Below are 15,033 nucleotides of genomic sequence, written 5' to 3'. Positions count from 1 at the left end.
GGGAAAATCCAGCGGCTCTTTCGTGGCAATTGCAGGGCAGGTCTTGATAAGTCGCGACATGAGGGCCAAGCTTGCATCATGGACATGCAAATTCAGCCCATGGGTCCAGTCCCCCCGCAGCCGGAACAGGTGGCGTTTCACCGGACGGAGCTTGGCGTTATCCTGGGCCTTTACGGGCGCATGGTGGCTGCCGGTGAATGGCGCGATTACGGGATATCCTGCCTGAGGGAGGTGGCGGTCTTTTCCGTCTTCCGGCGCACAGCGGAACATCCCATCTACCGGGTCGAAAAGCGCCCGAAGCTGCGCGACCGGCAGGGGCAGTATTCCGTCATCGGCATGGACGGGCGCATCCTGAAACGCGGGCACGACCTGAAAACGGTGTTGCGGGTTCTGGAACGCAAGCTGATCCGGGCGGTGGAATAGCGCCTCAGCCGCCGGGTTTCAGAAACCTGCGCCGCGCCGTGATCGGGCCTTCGCCCTTGTCTTCGATCCGGGCGGCGGCATCTTTCAGCGGCTCATAGGCCACGGCCATATGGGTGGCATTGGCGTGCAGCAACATCCGTTCATTCGCCATGAAGCCCACATGCCCTTGCCAGAACACCAGATCGCCGCGCACGAACGGTTCTCCGTGGTGCAGCTCTCGTCCCAACACCATCTGCTGATCGCTGTCGCGCGGGCAATCGACGCCGCAGGCCAGCAGGGCCATCTGCACAAGGCCGGAGCAGTCGATGCCCCACCGGCTGGACCCGCCCCACAGGTAAGGCGAGCCAAGGAACAGGTCCGCCACCCCGACAGGGTCGCCAAAGCGGGCGCGGACCGGTTGCAGATGCGGGCGCGGGATGAAGTGGCCGGTGTGGATGCGGACATAGTCGTCGCGTTCCCCCACCACCTTGACCTGAGAGCCGAAGAAAATGGCGACCTCGGGCGGGGCCTTGAGATCGGGCTTGGGGTAGAGATGCGTGGCGGGGGCCGTAATCCAGTGGGTCGGCTGCTCGGGCGAGGCCAGCGCGCCGGACAGCATGTAGCCCACCTGCCCGTCCCGTTCGGCCTGCCCGAAGGCGAAGCCATCATCGGTTTCCAGCACGTGAAAGACCTCGCCGAACAGCAACTGGCTGACACGCTTGCCGCGCGGTTCGTCGGTGATGTTGGCCATCGGCTGCATCACCATCATCCGACGGCCCTGCACGAATTTCTCGGCCTCGACCTGGCCTTCGAGGCTGACATGCGCCACGCGGCCATTGGTTGGGGTGATACGGGGATCAGTCATTGCTGAGAACCTCGGGCAATGCGGCGAAGATCGCGCGCGCGGCCTGCCCGACACCGCCCTTGGGCCGGGCGGGGGCGTCGGCGGGCTGCCAGCCGTAGATGTCGAAATGGGCGAAGCGCGGGGCATCCTTGGCAAAGCGGCGCAGGAAGAGTGCGGCGGTGATGGACCCTGCGAAGCCGCCCTTCGGGGCATTGTCCAGATCGGCGATGCCGGGTTCGATCATCGCCTCGTAGGGAGTGTGGAAGGGCATCCGCCAGACCGGGTCCGCGACGCGAGTTGCAGAGGCGGTCAGCGTCCCGGCGAGCCCGTCATCGTCGGTATAGAACGGCGCGATATCCGGCCCGACCGCGACCCGCGCGGCGCCGGTCAGGGTGGCCATGCAGATCAGCAGATCGGGGGGTGTTTCGCTGGCCAGCGCCAGCGCATCGGCCAGCACAAGCCGCCCCTCGGCATCGGTGTTGTTGATCTCGACCGTCAGGCCATTGCGTGCGGTCAGGATGTCACCGGGGCGGAAGGCATTGCCCGCCACCGCGTTTTCCACCGCCGGGATCAGGACGCGCAGGCGCAGGGGCGTCCCCGCCCCCATGATCATCCGCGCAAGGCCAAGGACCGTGGCCGATCCGCCCATGTCCTTCTTCATCAGGCCCATGGAGGCGCCGGGTTTGAGGTTCAGCCCTCCGGTGTCGAAACAGACACCCTTGCCGACCAGCGTGACGAGCGGGCCGGTGCTGCCCCAGGTCATCTCGATCAGACGCGGTTTCTGTGCGGCGGCGCGGCCGACGGCGTGGATCATCGGGAAATTGGCGGTCAGCAGGTTATCGCCCCTGATGACGGAAACGGAGGCTCCAAACTGCTCTGCCAAGCCATGAACGGCAGTCTCCAGCTGATCCGGGCCCATATCGCTGGCCGGGGTGTTGATCAGGTCGCGGGTCAGTGCCTCGCCCGCTGCGATATTTTCCAGTGCGGGGGCGTCCAGCCCTTCTGGCGCGACAAGCTGCGCTTTCGGCACGGGGGCGTTCTTGTACCGGCCAAAGCGGTAGCCTGAGAGCAGCCAGCCAAGCGCGGCCTCTTCCTGTTCGGCCTTGGGAAGACCATCCGCGATTCTGTAGGTGCCCTCCGGCAATCCTGCCAGTGCCGCCCCGAGTGCAAAGCGCTTGCGGGCCCGTGCGTCGGCGGTGCCACGTCCAAGCAGGACGTGGGCGATGCCGCCATCCGCATCCGGCAGCAGACAGGTTTCCCCAAGACCTGCGGCAAAGCCGGTCGACCGCGCCCAGGCGGAATGTGCGGCGGGCAGTTCCGCAAGCGAGGCATCCAGCGCATCGGGGTCGATACAGGTTACCGGGATCGCGCCGGGATCGGCGGGGGAAAAACGTCTGTCCATGGTCATCCGTCACAAAAATGGCTGGCGACAACCTAACGTGACGGGCTGTGTCTGCAAGGTTGATCAGCCGGTGACATCCTCCAGATCCCAGATTGCATGGATGGATCTTTCGCCGACCCGCAGCAAACGGGCATGGGTGGCGGCAAGGGCCACCTGATCGCCGCTGCCGATACAGGCCAGCACATCGCGGGCCACCCGAGCCAGTGTTGCCATGCCGATCCGGTCCGAGGCTGCGGCCAGATTGCGGACCGGGCGCAACAATTTGGCCCCGACCGGATGCAGGTGCCGGATCGTCTGAAGATGCAGGTTGATCGCCTGCAACGCGCTGGCAACTTCATGCTCTGCGCGGATTTCCCCTATTTCGTCACAAAGGTGTTCCAGCCGTTCGGGATTGAACCGCGCGGGTTCTTCCGGCCGCAGCCTGCTTACATCCTGCTCCATCACTCACTCCACTTCCGCCCCCACGGATAGGGGGACTGTGCCCCGGCTTGCTGAAGAAACTGTTAGGTCCGCGACCAAAAAAACCTCGAACTTTCGGGGAATGCAGCCTATCAGGGTCGACGCGACGACAGAGGACGCTAGATGAAACACGTTTCCCCCCTGCCGACATACCTGACACGGCGCTATCACAGCTGGAAAGCAACCGAATTTTCCGAGAACCAGGCCTGGTTTCGCCGCCTTGCAGAGGAAGGCCAGCGTCCCCGCGCCATGGTGATTTCCTGCTGCGACAGCCGGGTACATGTCACCTCGATCTTCGGGGCTGAATCGGGCGAGTTCTTCATTCACCGCAACATCGCCAACCTGGTGCCACCCTATGCACCCGATGGCGATCACCACGGCACATCCGCGGCGGTGGAATATGCGGTCACGGCGCTGAAGGTCGCCAACATCATGGTTCTGGGCCATTCCAACTGCGGCGGCGTAAACGGGTGCATCCAGATGGTGTCGGGCAATGCGCCCGAACTTGAGCAGCCCACCAGTTTCGTGGGCCGCTGGATGGATATCCTGCGTCCCGCCTGTGAAGAGACCGCCGATATCACCGATGAAGATGAGCGCCAGCAGGAATTGGAGAAGCGATCGGTATTGGTGTCTCTGGCCAACCTGATGACCTTCCCCTTCGTGGCCGACGCTGTCGAGGGTGGACGCCTCAGCCTGCATGGGCTGTGGAATGAAATCGCATCCGGGGCCTTGGAAATGTACGATCCCGGCACTAATTCCTTTGTAAAAGTGTAGGGAATTTCGGAACCGTTCTGCGGCTACTGAACAACCCGTCGGAATGTGGGGACGACATGGACCAGATACTTTCGCTGGCGGCAGAAAATCTGCTGTCGCCCATCATCCTCTTTTTCGTGCTTGGATTCGCTGCCGCCTATGCGAGATCCGACCTGACGGTGCCAGAGGCCGTGGCCAAGGCCATGTCGCTCTATCTGCTGTTTGCCATTGGCTTCAAGGGTGGGGCAAGTGTGGCCTCGCACGGGGTGGACACGACGCTGGTCCTGTCTTTGGTCGCGGGCGTGGTGTTGTCCTTCGTTCTGCCGTTGGTCGCCTTCGCCTTGCTGCGCGTCATGTCGGGGCTGGACGTCACCAACGCCGCCGCCGTCGCCGCGCATTACGGGTCGATCTCTATCGTGACCTTCGTGGCGGGCACCTCGGTGCTCGATTCTGCGGGGTTGGCGGGCGAAGGCTTCATGGTCGCCGTCGCCGCCGCGATGGAGGCCCCGGCGATCCTTGCCGCCCTGTGGCTGATCGCGCGCTACGGTGACAAATCGAACAGCGAAGAGATGGATGGCGAGCTGCTGCGGGAGATCCTGCTCAATGGCTCCATCGTGCTGCTGATCGGGTCGTTCCTGATCGGCGCGATCACCGGGGCGGAGGGGCTGGCCCGGATCGAAAGCTTCATCGTGGCGCCGTTCCAAGGCGTGCTCTGCCTGTTCCTGCTGGATATGGGGCTGGTTGCCGGGCGCGGTCTGCGCAGCGCAGCGGGGGTTCTGCGGCCGGGCCTGCTGGCCTTCGGGATCGTAATGCCGCTGGTAGGCAGTCTGTTTGGCCTTGCCGCCGGGATGCTGATCGGCCTGTCGGCGGGGGGTGTGGCGCTGTTCATGGTGCTGTCGGCCTCGGCCTCTTACATCGCGGTGCCAGCGGCCATGCGCGTGGCCCTGCCAGAGGCGAATCCGTCGATCTACCTGACGCTGTCGCTTGGCGTCACCTTCCCCTTCAACCTGACCCTGGGCATTCCGATCTACCTGGCGATTGCCCGCACCGTGACCGGAGGCTGACCCATGCAGACCCACAAGGCAAAACGTGTCGAGATCATCATCGAATCGATGATGGAACGCCGCCTGACCGAGGCACTGCGCAAGGCGGATGTGACCGGGTACACCATCCTGCCCGTTAAGGGTGGTTCGGGCCGCTCAGGGGAGTGGAGCCGCGCCGGGCAGGTCAGCCGGGCAGGTGGGATGCTGGCCGTTGTCTGCATCATCAAGCCCGAGCGGCTGGACGCGCTGCTTGATGCCGCCTTCGAGGTGGTTGAACGTCATATCGGCGTGGTCAGTGTCACCGATTGCGAAGTGTTGCGGGCCGAGCGGTTCTGACGCCCGGCCCTATCGCTTACGGACGCCAATAAAGGTCATACCCTTCCGGCCAGGACATCTCGGCCTCCATCCGGATGGTGCGGGTTTCCCCCGGCCCGACGATCAGATCCCAGGCATGGATGCCGCGCCGCCCGTCGAGATTTTCGACGCTTGGAGGGACGGAGAGGGTTAGATCAAGTTCCAGGTCGTCCTGTTCCGTGTATGGCACCGCATAGAGGATGCGCACATCCTCCGGCTGGTCCGAGACATTGGTGACGCCAAATTCCACCACCTGCCGCTGCACGTTGGACCGGTTGAAGAAGCCCTCGTCGCCCTCATTCCGCGACAGATCCCGCCAGAAGAGTTGCAGGTGATCGACGGACCCGAAGGGCAATTCCAGTTCGCCACCGGGCGGGATGGTGTCCATGTATTCATCGGCCAGAAACGCCGCGTCGCGGTAAACGGCCATTTCACCGGGGATCAACGGTTGGCCGGTTGTGTTCTCGGCCCGTGCCACCAGGAAGGCCGTGTCGTCATGGCGGGGATTGGCCTCGATGGTCACCTCCGGGTCGAAGCTGAGCGTATCGAAGGGCACCAGCGTGTCCGCGCCCTCGCTGAGGGTTTGGGGGGTGGCGACAGTGGCGTTGAAGGACAGGCCGAAACTGTCGAACGAGGCGGCCTCTTCGCTGACTATCACCGGTTCCATCACCGGCGCGACAAAGGCCCCGCCTGCAATCCGATCCTGGACAATCTCTGGCGGGCGTTCTTCTTCGATCCGCGCAGGCGAGGGCCAGACGCCCGTCATGTCCAGCACTTGCCCCCATTCCTCGCCGGACAGGGTCAGGGCGACCTCCTCCCACCGGTCTGGCAGGACGGTTTCCAACCGCGCGGTGCGCGCCAGCGTCAGCGCGCCATCCTCGGTTGACAGTCTTGCGGTGTAGGTCATGTCCCAGCCAAAGCCACTGGCCAGATAGGTCAGGGCGAGGCTCAGGTCGGCGTCTTCCGTCACCTCTACCGGAATCGCCAACGCGATGCTGTCCGCCCCAAGCGGATAAAGCGCACGCAACGCTGCCTCTGCTTCGCCGAGATTCCCTTGCAGTTCAACGATCGCGGCACGCTGTTCATCCCGCTGCTGTTCGCTTTCCAGAAGCTCCGCCGTCAGCACCGCCATTTGCTGACCAAGCACGCTCAGCACCGAGCCAATGGCGTCAGGTGACGTGACCTCGCCTGAGCCGCTGGCGGCGTAGCTTTCCAGATAGCGACGTTGCAGGGCAATCGTGCCAAGCCCCGCTTCAATATGGGCAAGCTGATCCTCTGCCTCTTCGATCTCGGCCTCCAGCGCCTCGATCCGGGCGCGCAAGGCGGCCTGTGCAGGCGTGTCGAACTGGCCATCCTCGAAACCGGGGGCCAATTCCAGACGCACCGGGCCAAGCGGGGTGCCATCGGACAGCGCCGCGCTGACAACGCCAGCGTCCTGCATGTAGGGCGGGACCGGGACCAGCACCCGGTGGGCCCCTTCGGGGATGGTCACTGTCGCCTGTCGCGTCACCTCTGCTGCGCCGCCGTAGATCGTGGCGTGGGTCACGTCGGCGCGTACGGGAATATCGTCGGCATGGGCCATGCCCGCCGTCAAAACACCAACCGCAAATATATGAAATCTCATTGAAAAACCCTCCAAGCAGGTTGTGCGAGGAGGGTTCATCTTCTTCGTCGAGTCGTCAAGCGGCCTTTCGGCTCAGCCCTTTTTCAGCACCCGATTGCCGAGCGTTTCGGCGATCTGCACGGCGTTCAGCGCCGCGCCCTTGCGCAGGTTGTCGGACACGCACCACAGGTTGATGCCGTTTTCGATGGTGCTGTCCTGACGGATGCGGCTGATGAAAGTGGCATAGTCGCCCACGCATTCCACCGGGGTGACGTAGCCACCGGCCTCGCGCTTATCCACCACCAGAATGCCCGGCGCCTCGCGCAGGATATCGCGCACCTCATCCTCGTCGATGAACTCTTCGAACTCGATGTTGATCGCTTCGGAATGGCCCACGAACACCGGCACCCGCACGCAGGTAGCCGTGACCTTGATCGCGGGGTCCACGATCTTCTTGGTTTCGGCCACCATCTTCCATTCTTCCTTGGTCGAGCCGTCCTCCATAAAGACGTCGATATGCGGAATCACGTTGAAGGCGATCTGCTTGGGGTAGACCTTGGGGGCCACTTCCTGACCCGGCACATACATGCCCTTGGTCTGGTCCCAAAGCTCGTCAATCGCGTCCTTGCCGGTGCCGGACACGGATTGGTAGGTCGAGACCACCACACGCTTGATCCGCGCACGGTCATGCAGCGGCTTCAGCGCCACCACCATCTGCGCGGTAGAGCAGTTGGGGTTCGCGATGATGCCCTTCTTTGCATAGCCATCGACGGCCTCGGGGTTCACCTCCGGCACGACCAGCGGAATTTCCGGGTCGTAGCGGTAGAGCGAGCTGTTATCGATGACGATGCAACCCGCCTTGGCGGCCTTGGGCGCGTATTGTTTCGTCGCGTCCGACCCGATGGCGAACAGGGCAATGTCCCACCCGGTGAAATCGAATGTATCCAGATCCTGGGTTTTCAGTGTGGTGTCACCGAAGCTGCACTCGGTCCCAAGCGAACGGCGCGACGCCAGCGCGGCAATCTCGTCCACCGGGAACTGGCGCTCGGCCAGGATGTTCAGCATTTCGCGGCCCACGTTACCCGTGGCGCCGACAACGGCAACTTTGTAGCCCATGATATTGTCCTCTTGGTTGGGAACAGCGGCGCACATATCGCATGGGCACGAGAATCAAAAGGGGCAACAGGCTTGACTTATGCTGCAATTGCGAACATGTGACACCCGTGCCCATTGGCCGCGTGAGCCGAACGCCCCCTTGCGACCCTGTCGCCCCCGCGTTCACGGCACAACAGAATTCCCAGTCCCCATCACGCAGGGTCTGACGGTCCGGCCGGTTCAATGGGATCCGCCCGTTTCGCAGAGCGCCTGACCGCACCCTCGCTGTTCCCGATTCCGGGAACCATGATCCGTTTACACCCGAGCGCGCCATCGCGCCGGAAAGGAAGACCTTGTTCGATTTCGATATGCTCGGCCTCTCGCCGACCCTGCTGGCCGCCGTTAAATCCGCTGGCTACGACACCCCGACGCCCATCCAGAACCAGGCGATCCCGCTTGCGCTGGCCGGGCACGACATCATGGGCCTTGCCCAGACCGGCACCGGCAAGACCGCGGCCTTCGGCCTGCCGCTGGTGGAACATCTGCTGGCCCATCAGGGCAAGCGCGAACCCAAATCCGTCAAGGCATTGGTCCTTGCGCCGACGCGCGAACTGACCAACCAGATTGCCGAGAACCTGCGCACTTATGTGAAGGGCTCTCACCTGCGCGTTGGCACCGTTGTCGGCGGGCAGTCGATCAATGTGCAGATGCGCTTCCTTGAACGCGGCACCGACATTCTGGTGGCCACCCCCGGTCGCCTGATCGACCTGATGGACCGCCGCGCGGTGCGGCTGGACCTGGCCCAGTTCCTTGTGCTGGACGAGGCCGACCAGATGCTGGACCTTGGCTTCATCCACGCGCTGCGCCGGATTGCGCCCGCATTGGGCACGCCGCGCCAGACCATGCTGTTTTCGGCCACCATGCCCAAGCAGATGGAAGAACTGTCGCGCACCTACCTGACGAACCCGCGCAAAGTGCAGGTCTCGCCGCCGGGTAAAGCCGCCGACAAGGTGACGCAGTGCATCCATTTCATCGCCAAAAGCGAAAAGCCCGCCTTGCTGCGCGAGCTTCTGCGCCGCCATCCCGATACGCTGAGCCTCGTCTTCTCCCGCACCAAGCATGGCGCGGAGAAGCTGATGAAAGGGCTGGTCGCTGACGGGTTCGACGCGGCCTCCATCCATGGCAACAAGAGCCAGGGTCAGCGCGACCGCGCCATCAAGGCGTTCAAGGACGGGCAGGTGAAGATCCTCGTGGCGACCGACGTGGCCGCGCGTGGCATCGACATCCCCGATGTGCGTACAGTCTACAACTACGACCTGCCCGACGTGCCCGACAACTACGTTCACCGCATCGGGCGCACCGCCCGTGCCGGCAAGGATGGCGAGGCAATTGCCTTCTGCTGTGCCGAAGAGGTCGATCAGCTGAAGGATATCGAGAAAGTCATGAAGATCTCGATCCCCGTCGCCAGTGGCCGCCGCCCGGAACCGGTGAAGGAAGACAAGCCCAAGCGCGGTGGTGGGGGGCAACGCCGCCGCCGGTCTGGTGGCGGGGGCCAAGGACAAGGCCAGGCTCCAGCCAAACCACGTCAGGCACGCCGCAACAAACAACGCCGCAAGCCGGCCGCATGACGAAAAAGGGCCGCTCTACGCGGCCCTTTCTCACATCAGAAATAGCGTCAGCTCAGATCGCCGCCTTGCGCATTTCCTCCAGGTAAATCTCGCGGATGCGCGGGGCGATCTCACCGACCTTGCCGGTGCCCACGGGCTGACCGTCGATCTCCACAACCGGCATCACGAAGGCGGAGGCGGAGGTCACAAATGCCTCTGCCGCATTCTGCGCTTCCTCGATTGTGAAGGGACGCTCTTCGACCTTCATCTGGGCCTCGCGCGCAAAGCGCAGTACGGCGGCGCGGGTGATCCCGTGCAGAATGTCGTTCGACAGCTGCCGGGTGACGATGGTGCCGTCATTCGTGACGATATAGGCGTTGTTCGAGGTGCCCTCGGTCACGAACCCATCTTCGACCATCCAGGCATCGTCACAACCCGCTTTCTTCGCGGCCATCTTGCCAAGCGAGGGGTAAAGCAGCTGCACCGTCTTGATATCGCGGCGGCCCCACCGAAGATCCTCGACCGAGATCACCTTCATGCCCACCTTGGCCTGCGGCGCATCCGCCAGCCCCGGCTTGTTCTGGGTGAACAGCACGATGGTCGGCGCGGTGTCGGCAGGCGGGAAGGCAAAATCACGGTCATCGGGCGCGCCGCGGGTGATCTGGAGGTAGATCAGACCATCCACGATCCCGTTCTTCTCGACCAGCTGGCGATGCACCTCCAGCAGATCCTCGGTGTTGATCGGATTGGCCATCTCCAGCTCGTCCAGAGACCGCTGAAGACGCTTGGCGTGACCGGCGAAGTCGATGAGCTTGCCGCCGAGCACGGAGGTCACCTCGTAGACGCCATCGGCAAAGAGAAACCCCCGATCGAAGATGGACACCTTCGCTTCATTTTCCGGCAGATACTCGCCGTTTACATAGACGGTGCGGGTCATTCTTGGTGGTCCTTCTCAAACTTGGCGAACGGCGCCCTTGGCGGCGCTGGTGGTGAGGGCGGCGTAGGCCTTGAGCGCGGTCGAGACCTTGCGGGCGCGCGGCTTGGCGGGTTTCCACCCGGCGGCCTCCTGTGCGGCGCGGCGGGCGGCCAGTTCTTCGTCCGACACGGCGAGGTTGATGGTGCGGTTCGGGATGTCGATCTCGATCCTGTCGCCGTTCTGCACGAGGCCAATCGCCCCGCCTTCCGCCGCCTCGGGCGACACGTGCCCGATGGAAAGCCCCGAGGTCCCGCCGGAAAAGCGGCCATCGGTCAGCAGCGCGCAGGCTTTCCCAAGCCCCTTCGACTTGAGGTAGGAGGTCGGGTAGAGCATTTCCTGCATCCCCGGCCCGCCGCGTGGCCCTTCGTAGCGGATGACCACAACATCGCCTTCCTTGACCTTGCCGGTCAGGATGTTGCTGACGGCCTCGTCCTGGCTTTCGCAGACATGCGCGGTGCCGGTGAATTGCAGGATCGACGCATCGACGCCCGCGGTTTTCACGATGCAGCCATCCAGCGCGATATTGCCGAACAGAACCGCAAGGCCCCCGTCTTGGCTGAACGCGTTATCCTTGTCGCGGATCACGCCGTTGGTACGGTCGGTGTCCAGCTCCTTGTAGCGGTTCGACTGGCTGAAGGCCTGCGTCGTGCGCACGCCCCCCGGTGCGGCCTTGAACAGGCTCTCCGCCTCGGGGTTGTTCGCCACCGCGATATCCCACTTCGCAATCGCCTCGCCCATGGTGCTGGAATGCACGGTGTGACAGTCGTTGTGCAGCAGGCCCGCGCGGCTAAGCTCGCCCAGGATCGAGAAGATGCCGCCGGCGCGGTGCACGTCCTCCATATGGACGTTCGCGGTGTTGGGCGCGACCTTGCAGAGGCAGGGCACCTTGCGGCTGAGCCGGTCCATATCGGACATCGTGAAATCCACTTCGCCCTCATGGGCGATGGCCAGCAGGTGCAGCACGGTGTTGGTGGACCCGCCCATGGCGATATCGAGCGACATGGCATTCTCGAACGCCTCAAAAGTGGCGATCTCACGCGGCAACAGGCCCTTTTCCTCGCCCTCATAGTGGCGCTTGGCGATCTCGACGATCTTGCGGCCCGCTTCGAGGAACAGCCCCTTGCGGTCGGCATGGGTGGCGAGCGTCGATCCGTTGCCCGGCAGCGCCAGACCAAGAGCCTCTGCCAGACAGTTCATCGAATTCGCCGTGAACATGCCGGAACAGGACCCACAGGTCGGACAGGCGTTTTCCTCGATATGCTGCACCTGTTCGTCGGTGAAGCTGTCATTGGCGGCGGCGACCATCGCGTCCACAAGGTCGATCTTGCTCATCTCCAGATCGGCAATGTCGATCTTGCCCGCTTCCATCGGCCCGCCCGAAACAAAGATCGCGGGGATGTTCAGCCGCATGGCCGCCATCAGCATGCCGGGGGTGATCTTGTCGCAGTTCGAGATGCAGACCATTGCATCGGCACAATGGGCGTTGACCATGTATTCGACGCTGTCGGCGATGACCTCGCGGCTCGGCAGGCTATACAGCATCCCGTCATGGCCCATGGCGATACCGTCATCGACCGCGATGGTGTTAAACTCCTTGGCAACACCACCCGCCGCCTCGACCTCTCGCGCGACCATCTGGCCGAGGTCCTTCAGGTGCACATGCCCCGGCACGAACTGGGTGAAGCTGTTGACGATCGCGATGATGGGCTTGTCCCAATCGCCATCCGTCATCCCGGTGGCGCGCCAAAGGCCACGGGCGCCGGCCATGTTGCGGCCATGGGTGGTCGTGCGGGAACGGTATCTGGGCATGTCGGTCCTCCTGTCGAGCGGGGATTGCTTAGCGCAAAGATGGGGGGAGGGCCATATGGGGAAAGGGGAAATCATTGCATCGGTAGCCGCACCATCGACGACGCGCGCGGGGGCGATCCGACCTGTGATCAGCACACTTTATCTCTGCCACACCTGGGCGACCTCAATCGTCGCGCTCACGGCACCCAAATCGCCTCCGCGTGGGGGCGCGTCGGCGATGGCGCGGCGGGCTGACGCCCTTGATTCCGCGCCGGGAGATGTTGACCCCTTAGCTAGAAATTCTCTCCAGACCACTGGGTCGAAAACTTTGATCTCGTACAGAGCGTGGTTATTGTATTCTTAAACAGCTAAATAAGCTTTGTCGCGCACTAACAGAGGAGGGTAAAATGCGAGCAATTCTAGCCATAATTTCAATGCTTGTGATGACCGCTTGCGGGGACTCCAATATGGACCGCAATCCATTTCCATCAACCTATAGCACACCGGACTGTGGGACTGGCTACTGGGACGGCTCAAGGTGCGTGTATACATATACTCCGACATCAACCACCCCGAACTCAACATCATCGTCAACGTCGTCTTCCAGCGGAGACTGCCCGCCCGGTGAATATCGACGCCAAGACACTGGTGAGTGCTGGTGGGGACAGTAGCGACCGTTTGGTGGGCGGGCATTTTAGCCCACCACCCCAAAACCACCGCTCACCCCCACAACTCCGCACTCGCCGGGTGCACTCCGGCGGCGTCGTAGACCAGCGGCGCGTCGCGGTCCTCGGCCAGCAGCAAGGGTCCGTCGAGGTCCACCACCTCGGCCCCTTGCGCCACCAGAACAGCGGGGGCCATGGCCAGCGACGACCCCACCATGCATCCGACCATGACCTGGTAGCCCTCGGCGCGGGCGGCGGCGCGGAGGGCAAGCGCCTCGGTCAACCCGCCGGTCTTGTCCAGCTTGATGTTGACCATGTCGTATTTGCCCTTCAGCCCCGGCAGGCTGGCGCGGTCGTGGCAGCTTTCATCGGCGCAGACGGGCAGGGGGCGTTCGATTTCCCCGAGCATGTCGTCGGAACCAGCAGGCAGGGGCTGTTCCACCATCTGCACACCGAGGCGCAGCAGGTGGGGCGCGAGGTCGGCATAGACCTCTGCCGTCCAGCCCTCATTCGCGTCGACGATGATGGGGGACTTGGGCGCTCCCTCACGGACCGCCTCCAGCCGCGCCATGTCGTCGGGCGTGCCGAGCTTGATCTTCAAAAGAGGCCGATGCGCGTGTTTCGCGGCCTCGGCCCGCATGTTCTCGGGCGTATCGAGCGACAGCGTGTAGGCGGTGATCAGCGGACGCGGCGCAGGCAGCCCCGCCAGTTGCCACACGGGCGCGCCGGTCTGCTTGGCGGCAAGGTCCCACAGGGCGCAGTCCACGGCATTGCGGGCGGCGCCAGCAGGCAGGGCATCCTGCAGATCCTGCCGGGAAATGCCCTCCGGCAGCCCCTCGATCTGGGCGGTCACACTGTCCAGCGTTTCCCCGTAGCGGGCGTAGGGCACGCATTCGCCCTGCCCCACAACTCCATCCGCAAAGGCGCGGACGGTCAGGACATGAGCCTCGGTCCGGCTGCCGCGGGCGATGGTGAAGACCTGCGCCAGCCGGAAGGTATCGGCGGTAACGGACAACATCAGATCGCGTCGAGCGCATCCACCAGACGGCCCGCGCCCTGGCGGAACGGGTCAACGGCAGGCAGACCCATCCGCTTCTCGGTCGCTTCCAGATAGGACATTGCCTCATCCTCGCCCATGGCGGCGGTGTTGACCGAAATGCCCACCACCTGACAGGCGGGGTTGGCAATGCGCGCGAGCGGCAGGGCGGTGTCGCGCAGTGCCTCCAGCGAGGGCAGGTCATAGCCCGGAAGGCCGCGCATATGGGCGCGGGTCGGCTCATGGCTCAGGATCAGCGCGTCGGGCTGGCCGCCATGGATCAGCGCCATGGTCACACCGGAATAGGACACATGGAAGAGGCTGCCCTGCCCCTCGATATGATCCCAATGGTCGTCGTCATTGTCGGGGGTCAGCCATTCGACGGAGCCTGCCATGAAATCGGCGATGACGGCATCGAGGGGAACCCCGTTGCCGGTGATCAGAATGCCGGTCTGACCGGTGGCGCGGAAGCTCGACTTCATGCCGCGCTTCTTCATCTCGGCATCCACGGCCAGCGAGGTGTACATCTTGCCGACGGAACAATCGGTGCCCACGGCAAGGCAGCGCTTGCCGGACCGTTTCACGCCATTGGCGATCGGGTATTTCACGTCCGGCACCCGCACGTCATGCAGTTTGCGGCCAGTGGCTTCGGCAACCGCCACCAGATCGGGCTCATCGCGCAGCAGATTGTGCAGGCCGGAGGCGAGGTCGAACCCTTCCTCCAGCGCCATCACCAGCACCTTCTTCCATTCCTGGCTGATCACGCCACCGCGGTTGGCAACGCCCACGACCAGCGTCTTGGCCCCGGCCTCTTTCGCGGCGGAAAGATCCATGTCGGGCAGCTTCACATCGGCGCCGCAGCCCTCCATGCGGAACTGGCCAACGGCATTGTCGGGTCGCCAGTCGCGGATGCCCTGGGCCACTTTGGCAGCGAGCTGATCGGGCGCGTCGCCCAGGAACAACAGGTATGGGGTCTGGATCATCTTGGGCCTCGGCTATGGGAAAG

Annotated in this window: 14 protein-coding genes; 5 read left to right on the top strand and 9 right to left on the bottom strand. The window is 63.7% G+C overall.

Annotation, left to right across the window (positions count from 1 at the left end; translation table 11 throughout):
* Window positions 1-84: 84 nt before the first annotated feature.
* On the top strand, window positions 85-423 hold the full coding sequence (locus tag ACOOEX_RS20435) for a DUF2794 domain-containing protein (RefSeq protein ID WP_420398401.1): 339 nt from the start codon (window positions 85-87) through the stop codon (window positions 421-423).
* Between the two features lie 4 nt (window positions 424-427).
* Here ACOOEX_RS20435 and ACOOEX_RS20430 read toward each other — a convergent pair whose 3' ends face one another.
* From ACOOEX_RS20430 to ACOOEX_RS20420, 3 genes are all read right to left on the bottom strand, one after another.
* Window positions 428-1,267: a C40 family peptidase gene (locus ACOOEX_RS20430; protein WP_420396547.1), complete on the bottom strand. Its 840-nt coding sequence runs from the start codon at window positions 1,265-1,267 to the stop codon at window positions 428-430.
* Complete coding sequence (locus ACOOEX_RS20425; protein ID WP_420396546.1) at window positions 1,260-2,648, bottom strand: leucyl aminopeptidase family protein; 1,389 nt, start codon at window positions 2,646-2,648, stop codon at window positions 1,260-1,262. Before ACOOEX_RS20425 ends, ACOOEX_RS20430 begins: the two co-directional genes overlap by 8 nt.
* A 63-nt stretch (window positions 2,649-2,711) precedes the next feature.
* A complete protein-coding gene (locus ACOOEX_RS20420) occupies window positions 2,712-3,089 on the bottom strand; it encodes a hypothetical protein (protein WP_420396545.1) in 378 nt (125 codons plus the stop codon).
* Between the two features lie 141 nt (window positions 3,090-3,230).
* On the opposite strand from ACOOEX_RS20420, the gene ACOOEX_RS20415 reads away from it, so the two are divergent.
* The 3 genes from ACOOEX_RS20415 to ACOOEX_RS20405 are packed head-to-tail and all read left to right on the top strand — an operon-like array spanning window position 3,231 to window position 5,239.
* Window positions 3,231-3,881, top strand: a complete 651-nt coding sequence (locus tag ACOOEX_RS20415) for a carbonic anhydrase (RefSeq protein WP_420396544.1) — start codon at window positions 3,231-3,233, stop codon at window positions 3,879-3,881.
* 56 nt (window positions 3,882-3,937) lie between these two features.
* Window positions 3,938-4,924 carry a sodium-dependent bicarbonate transport family permease gene (locus ACOOEX_RS20410; RefSeq protein WP_420396543.1) on the top strand — a complete coding sequence of 329 codons (987 nt, stop codon included), beginning with the start codon at window positions 3,938-3,940 and terminating at the stop codon, window positions 4,922-4,924.
* A 3-nt stretch (window positions 4,925-4,927) separates the two neighbouring features.
* Window positions 4,928-5,239 carry a P-II family nitrogen regulator gene (locus ACOOEX_RS20405; protein ID WP_420396542.1) on the top strand — a complete coding sequence of 104 codons (312 nt, stop codon included), beginning with the start codon at window positions 4,928-4,930 and terminating at the stop codon, window positions 5,237-5,239.
* A 16-nt stretch (window positions 5,240-5,255) separates the two neighbouring features.
* On the opposite strand, the gene ACOOEX_RS20400 is transcribed toward ACOOEX_RS20405, so the two are convergent.
* Together ACOOEX_RS20400 and ACOOEX_RS20395 are read right to left on the bottom strand one after the other, a co-directional pair.
* The gene (locus ACOOEX_RS20400; protein WP_420396541.1) at window positions 5,256-6,881 is read right to left on the bottom strand and encodes a mucoidy inhibitor MuiA family protein; all 1,626 of its coding nucleotides are present in this window, start codon (window positions 6,879-6,881) and stop codon (window positions 5,256-5,258) included.
* A gap of 72 nt (window positions 6,882-6,953) precedes the next feature.
* Window positions 6,954-7,976: an aspartate-semialdehyde dehydrogenase gene (locus tag ACOOEX_RS20395; RefSeq protein ID WP_420396540.1), complete on the bottom strand. Its 1,023-nt coding sequence runs from the start codon at window positions 7,974-7,976 to the stop codon at window positions 6,954-6,956.
* Between the two features lie 332 nt (window positions 7,977-8,308).
* Between ACOOEX_RS20395 and ACOOEX_RS20390 the strand changes: the two genes are divergently transcribed.
* Window positions 8,309-9,583, top strand: a complete 1,275-nt coding sequence (locus ACOOEX_RS20390) for a DEAD/DEAH box helicase (protein ID WP_420396539.1) — start codon at window positions 8,309-8,311, stop codon at window positions 9,581-9,583.
* Between the two features lie 52 nt (window positions 9,584-9,635).
* Here the strand turns inward: ACOOEX_RS20390 and ACOOEX_RS20385 are convergent, their stop codons facing one another.
* The 4 genes from ACOOEX_RS20385 to dgcN all read right to left on the bottom strand — a co-directional run bounded on the left by ACOOEX_RS20385 (window position 9,636) and on the right by dgcN (window position 15,010).
* A complete protein-coding gene (locus ACOOEX_RS20385; RefSeq protein WP_420396538.1) occupies window positions 9,636-10,499 on the bottom strand; it encodes a D-amino-acid transaminase in 864 nt (287 codons plus the stop codon).
* A gap of 15 nt (window positions 10,500-10,514) precedes the next feature.
* A complete protein-coding gene (gene ilvD, locus ACOOEX_RS20380) occupies window positions 10,515-12,347 on the bottom strand; it encodes a dihydroxy-acid dehydratase (RefSeq protein WP_420396537.1) in 1,833 nt (610 codons plus the stop codon).
* A 699-nt stretch (window positions 12,348-13,046) separates the two neighbouring features.
* A complete protein-coding gene (dgcA, locus tag ACOOEX_RS20375) occupies window positions 13,047-14,009 on the bottom strand; it encodes an N-acetyl-D-Glu racemase DgcA (protein ID WP_420396536.1) in 963 nt (320 codons plus the stop codon).
* Window positions 14,009-15,010, bottom strand: a complete 1,002-nt coding sequence (dgcN, locus tag ACOOEX_RS20370; protein WP_420396535.1) for an N-acetyltransferase DgcN — start codon at window positions 15,008-15,010, stop codon at window positions 14,009-14,011. The genes dgcA and dgcN overlap by 1 nt, the downstream gene beginning before the upstream one ends.
* Between the last annotated feature and the right edge of the window lie 23 nt (window positions 15,011-15,033).

The organism is Nioella sp., from assembly GCF_965215655.1.
Classification (GTDB): Bacteria; Pseudomonadota; Alphaproteobacteria; order Rhodobacterales; family Rhodobacteraceae; genus Nioella.
Note: the sequence above shows the minus strand (reverse complement) of the source record. Positions and strands in the feature narration are given on the sequence as shown.